The sequence below is a fragment of the Athalassotoga sp. genome (genome assembly GCF_049965695.1).
Classification (GTDB): Bacteria; Thermotogota; Thermotogae; order Mesoaciditogales; family Mesoaciditogaceae; genus Athalassotoga.
The window spans coordinates 1-4,673 of the sequence record NZ_JBMFWB010000038.1; the positions used below are offsets into that span (position 1 = coordinate 1).

Genomic DNA, 4,673 nt, shown 5'->3' on the forward strand with positions numbered 1-4,673 from the left:
AAAAGATGCTCTTCGACTATCTCTTTTGCGTCAGATGGCTTTAACTTTTGATAAAACACGCCTTCCGGGTAGATGACCATCAAAGGTCCTAAACTGCAAGCATCCATGCATCCTGTTTCAACAACTTTTACGACTCCATCGAGGGCGTATTTGTTTATCTCATTTTCAAGTGCCTGCTTGACAGAAATTTCTCCTGCCGATATGCAACCGCCACCGGCGCATATCAGAATTGTATTTTCTAAAGGCATCAGATAAACCTCCTCATTTTTTGGTTTGTGTCTTTACGAGTATGTCTCCAAGTATTTTTCCACCCACGACATGTTCTTTGACGATGCGTTTTGCCTGTTCGGAATCGACATGACCATAAATAACGGGATCTTGATCACCCATTTGAACTTCGACGGTAGGTTCAACTTCACATAATCCCATACATCCGGACTGAATTACGGCAACATCTTCTATTCCATCTCTGTCAAGTTCATCGACAAGTGCTTTTAACGTATCTTTCGCCCCTGCGCTTATGCCGCATGTCCCCATTGCAACTGTTATTCTTCCTCTCTTTTTGCTTTGACGCCCGCTTAAATCTTTTAATCCTTCTTCTTTTATTCTTTCAAGATCCTCAAGACTTTTTATTTTCATTTTTTATTCTCCTTTCTTTTATAAGTTTCTATTATCTGTCGCACTTTGTCCGGCGTTAAACGGCCGTAAAAATCTCTTTCTCCTATCAACATGACCGGTGCCATACTGCATGCGCCAAGACATCTCACCTCTTGAACCGAAAAGAGGCCATCTGGCGTAGGTTCATCACCTGTAACGCCTAATTCTTCTTTGACTCTGTCGGAAATTTTCTGTCCTCCTTTGACGTAACAGGCAGTTCCAAGGCATACCTTTATCTGGTACTTTCCTCTCGGCTTCATCGTGAAAAAAGAATAAAAAGTAACAACACCAAACACGTTGCTTTCCGGGATCTGAAGTTTTTCGGCCACATGATGTTGAACTTCTTTTGGTAAATAACCAAATATTTCCTGAGCCTTATGCAAAACTCCGATAAGCATGCCTTTTTTGTCAGGTAAACTATCAATGAATTCATCTAATTCGCTGAATTTTGGATCTGTTTCAAGGATCACAGGCATCATCTACACCTCCAAAAATTTTATTCATCGAAACGCAGCCTCCAATCTTTTGAAATATTCAAAAATGCTTTTTATGTTATGGGGATTCGTCAAGTCCAAATCCCTTACATCTTCGGAAGAGAAATCGTAACAATCATCCTGCTTGCATCTTGTAATCTTCCACAACACTTGATTTGATGAAGTCACAAGAGTTGCAAATGCATGGGCGATATCTCCGATAGGTTGACAATCTATGGTTTTTTTGAATAAGACTTTAACTTTTGTTCCTTCATTTTCTTTAGAAACGACTTCTACACTTCCACCGGTCAATTCCGCATATTCTTTAAGTAACGGCAGGCCAAGACCTGTTTTTTTGTTTTTAGTCGTAAAAAATGGATCAAAAATTTTCGAAACTTGCTCGTCGTTCATTCCGCGCCCGTCGTCAAAAATCTCAAATTCGAATTTCGTTTCATCCTCGTACAAATGAATTTCAACGCTTTTTGATCCCGCATTTACGGAGTTTTCTGCTATATCAATAAGATGATCGGCGATCGTTCTCAATCGGAAAAACCTGTCCTTTCTCTATGGCGATTTTAAATCCATCAAAATCTCTCGTCGGTGCTTCAATCTCCACTTTCGGAGAATTTATCTGGTCTAAATGATGCGCATCCGAAGATTTGAAGATTGTGCATTCAAAATTATCCGTTTTGCCCATACATTCTATCGCATCGAACGCCGGATCTTTCGGTATAAAGCCAAGTTGTTTCAAAACACCGAAAGCCCTATCGACATGCGCGTAAATGAACAATCCATGGAATTTCCTTACAAGTTCAAATATTTCATTGAGATCAAGGTTAACGGATACGGATAAAATTTTTTCTTCCATTCCGATGAAATGATCCGCTTCGTCAACCAACAGTTGATAACCCAAAGTTTCGGGATCGTTTTTAACGTCCGGAAGATGAGATTTTATTATCTTTGAAAATTCTTCTGCGATTGTAACAGATGGAAAGTATGCGAGTACATGAACTTCTTCGACACTTTGAATCTCAATTCCCGGAAGTACCTTTATGCCGTACCTTGAAAACACATTTTCAAATACCCTTACATTTCCGCAACTGTTATGATCCGTTATTCCAACCCAATCAACGCCGCATCCGAAAAATCTTCTGGCCATTTCATTCGGAACCATCGTTACATCTGCACAAGGGGAAAGACATGTGTGAACGTGAAAATCACCCTTGAATTTCATCTTGCATCACGTTGCAAAGTTTTTTTATGGCTTCAAATGTGTTCAATTCGGTTTTAAAAAGTGAGATACCTTCTTTTTTAGATCTTTCGATCGTTCCTTCATCGTAATCATGCCCGTTACAAAGCACGATTGCCCTTATGCCGGTTATAACCGCAACGGCTATGATGTTTATGTGAGACTGAACGGTAAACCATACCGTATCAGGTTTTGCACGTCCCATAACTTCACTTAGAAGATCGCACGCATATCCATGAAAAACTTCTCCCTTTCCTTCAACGATCATCTCAAATCCCAGTTCTTTTAGCACCTCAATTTTCATCTTCATGCCTCCAGAAATGCATTTCAACAAAGACACCGTTGCCTTTAGAAGAAAGGATTATCATTCTATCTGCACATTTTTTCATGTTTGAAAGACCCATTCCCGCACCAAAGCCGTATTCTCTGACGTAATCTGGAGCCGTTGAATAGCCATCTCTCATTGCCATCTCTATATTTTCTATGCCTTTTCCGTTATCGTTGACCCTTACTTCGACGAATTCCGGCTCTACGTAAGCCTTTATCCTGCCGGTTGAATTGGAATGGATAACGACATTTGTTTCCGCCTCATAAGTTGCTATTGCTATACGTTTTACAAATTTTGGAGAAAAATTTTTAGAGATCAAAAATCGTTTTAGTTCTGAAGCACCTGTACCGGACAAAGATATATCTTTATAATCTATTTGAAATTCAAATTCAGTTCTTTCAATTTTGACATTTTTTGGAACCGATCTGTAAATGTCAACACCGACGAATTCTTCACGCCTTGCATCATGAACATAAAGAATGCTTAACTTTTTTAAAAGTGCAAGCATGAGATCTTGCTTTGTGACTATGCCAATTACATGATGATCTATCTCATCGATAACCGGAAACCTTCCGTAACCGTACATCTCAAATTTCTTGAAAGCATCCATTATCTTGTCGTATTTGAAAAGAAAAACGACATTTTTGGACATTTTTTCCGATATCGAAGATTCAAGCGCACCATTTTCAAGTGCATGAATTATATCCTCTATGCTTATTATACCTTTTAACCGGCCTTCATCATCCACAACTGGCAAACCGGATATTCTCCAGGATCTCATCAGTTCTTTTGCGTAAAGCACCGTTTGATTTTCTTGTATTGTAACAACCGGTGAAGACATAAAATCACCAACCGAAAGTTCTGAAAAATAAGGCTGAATTTTTTTTATGAGATCATCTATGTTTTCCATGATTTCAATTTCCATATTTATTTCCATTTATGTCTCTTAGACCGGCACAGAATAACAATCCGCATGCCGTGAACATGACAAGTTTTGTCGATATCAAAGGTATGCCGTAAGATTTTGCCGCTTCGATGAATTGTGGCGCTATATCCTTTCCTCTGACCGTAAGAATTGCACCCACCCTCACTATATCAGCGGCCTTTAGCATTTGCGGAGTTGTAAGGCCTGTTATCAACAATATGTCATCCTTTCCAACGGCCAGTAACTCACTTACCATGTCGGTGGCCCCGCATACGTCACAATTTTTATCTTCAAAGTTCCATAATTTTTTCCCATCGACAATCTTAATTATTTCAGAAAGCAGCATCAATTCCTCCAAGTGATTTTTTTAACAATTATATTTTATCATAAAAGTTTCAATTTTTCAATCAGATATACTGAACCAATTTTAAATTCCGAATCACCGCTGCGGCAGGTGCCCCTAATGGCAGGTAGCGTGTGGCTCGTAGCACATAAGAATTGTCAATCGTCAATTGAAATAATATGTAATCTGTGATCATACCGCTTACTCTTCACTACTCACCGATCACCATTTTAAGGCATCCTGCCCTTCGCTTAAATTAAATGAACATTCGACTTTTAAAGTTATTTAAGTATAACTTAAAACTGTGATAAATATTCTTGACATGTAGATGATCTTGGGATATAATTACATATATGTCAACGGATCTTTTGCCAAATATGAATTTGTCATATTTTGGAGATCCAAAATGTATATGGGGAGGTAAAAAATGAAAAAAGTACTCGTTATTTTGATGGGCGTGCTTTTAGTAGGCGCTTTTATCGCGATGGCAGCCGGTTCTGTTGTCAATCCGAACACGCTTGTCGAAGAAACCATAGGACCATTCGATTCTATGGATCCGGCATGGTCTTACGATACGGCATCTGGTGAAGTGCAGTGGCAAGTGTATGAAAACCTTGTCCAGTACGATGGAACTTCAACGGTAAATCTACTTCCTATGTTGTCTACGAATGTTCCGTCGGTTGCGGATGGTACCATCC

Annotated in this window: 8 protein-coding genes and 1 pseudogene; 1 reads left to right on the forward strand and 8 read right to left on the reverse strand. The window is 39.1% G+C overall.

What is annotated here, in order from left to right:
* The 8 genes from ACP5NR_RS08570 to ACP5NR_RS08605 form a co-directional block, all read right to left on the reverse strand.
* The coding region (locus tag ACP5NR_RS08570; protein WP_428006341.1) for a (2Fe-2S) ferredoxin domain-containing protein at positions 1-248 on the reverse strand (248 nt) is incomplete at its 3' end.
* Between the two features lie 13 nt (positions 249-261).
* On the reverse strand, positions 262-639 hold the full coding sequence (locus ACP5NR_RS08575) for a (2Fe-2S) ferredoxin domain-containing protein (RefSeq protein ID WP_428005528.1): 378 nt from the start codon (positions 637-639) through the stop codon (positions 262-264).
* Complete coding sequence (locus ACP5NR_RS08580; RefSeq protein ID WP_428005527.1) at positions 636-1,133, reverse strand: NAD(P)H-dependent oxidoreductase subunit E; 498 nt, start codon at positions 1,131-1,133, stop codon at positions 636-638. Before ACP5NR_RS08580 ends, ACP5NR_RS08575 begins: the two co-directional genes overlap by 4 nt.
* Before the next feature lie 24 nt (positions 1,134-1,157).
* Positions 1,158-1,673, reverse strand: coding sequence for an ATP-binding protein (locus tag ACP5NR_RS08585; RefSeq protein ID WP_428005526.1), 516 nt, complete (start codon positions 1,671-1,673; stop codon positions 1,158-1,160).
* Positions 1,645-2,364 (reverse strand): PHP domain-containing protein, encoded by a 720-nt coding sequence (locus tag ACP5NR_RS08590; protein WP_428005525.1) that lies wholly within the window; start codon positions 2,362-2,364, stop codon positions 1,645-1,647. The genes ACP5NR_RS08585 and ACP5NR_RS08590 overlap by 29 nt, the downstream gene beginning before the upstream one ends.
* A complete protein-coding gene (locus ACP5NR_RS08595; RefSeq protein WP_428005524.1) occupies positions 2,348-2,683 on the reverse strand; it encodes an iron-sulfur binding hydrogenase in 336 nt (111 codons plus the stop codon). Before ACP5NR_RS08595 ends, ACP5NR_RS08590 begins: the two co-directional genes overlap by 17 nt.
* Positions 2,673-3,644, reverse strand: coding sequence for a CBS domain-containing protein (locus ACP5NR_RS08600; protein WP_428005523.1), 972 nt, complete (start codon positions 3,642-3,644; stop codon positions 2,673-2,675). The genes ACP5NR_RS08595 and ACP5NR_RS08600 overlap by 11 nt, the downstream gene beginning before the upstream one ends.
* Positions 3,622-3,978: a hypothetical protein gene (locus ACP5NR_RS08605; protein WP_428005522.1), complete on the reverse strand. Its 357-nt coding sequence runs from the start codon at positions 3,976-3,978 to the stop codon at positions 3,622-3,624. The genes ACP5NR_RS08600 and ACP5NR_RS08605 overlap by 23 nt, the downstream gene beginning before the upstream one ends.
* Before the next feature lie 424 nt (positions 3,979-4,402).
* Between ACP5NR_RS08605 and ACP5NR_RS08610 the strand changes: the two are divergent.
* Positions 4,403-4,673, forward strand: a pseudogene (locus ACP5NR_RS08610) (ABC transporter substrate-binding protein); the annotation flags it as partial.

What these genes read in the sequence shown, in the direction of transcription:
- ACP5NR_RS08575 (WP_428005528.1), bottom strand. Translation starts at nt 639, where the DNA reads ATGAAAATAAAAAGTCTTGAGGATCTTGAAAGAATAAAAGAAGAAGGA.
- ACP5NR_RS08580 (WP_428005527.1), bottom strand. Translation starts at nt 1,133, where the DNA reads ATGCCTGTGATCCTTGAAACAGATCCAAAATTCAGCGAATTAGATGAA.
- ACP5NR_RS08590 (WP_428005525.1), bottom strand. Translation starts at nt 2,364, where the DNA reads ATGAAATTCAAGGGTGATTTTCACGTTCACACATGTCTTTCCCCTTGT.
- ACP5NR_RS08595 (WP_428005524.1), bottom strand. Translation starts at nt 2,683, where the DNA reads ATGAAAATTGAGGTGCTAAAAGAACTGGGATTTGAGATGATCGTTGAA.
- ACP5NR_RS08600 (WP_428005523.1), bottom strand. Translation starts at nt 3,644, where the DNA reads ATGGAAATAAATATGGAAATTGAAATCATGGAAAACATAGATGATCTC.
- ACP5NR_RS08605 (WP_428005522.1), bottom strand. Translation starts at nt 3,978, where the DNA reads ATGCTGCTTTCTGAAATAATTAAGATTGTCGATGGGAAAAAATTATGG.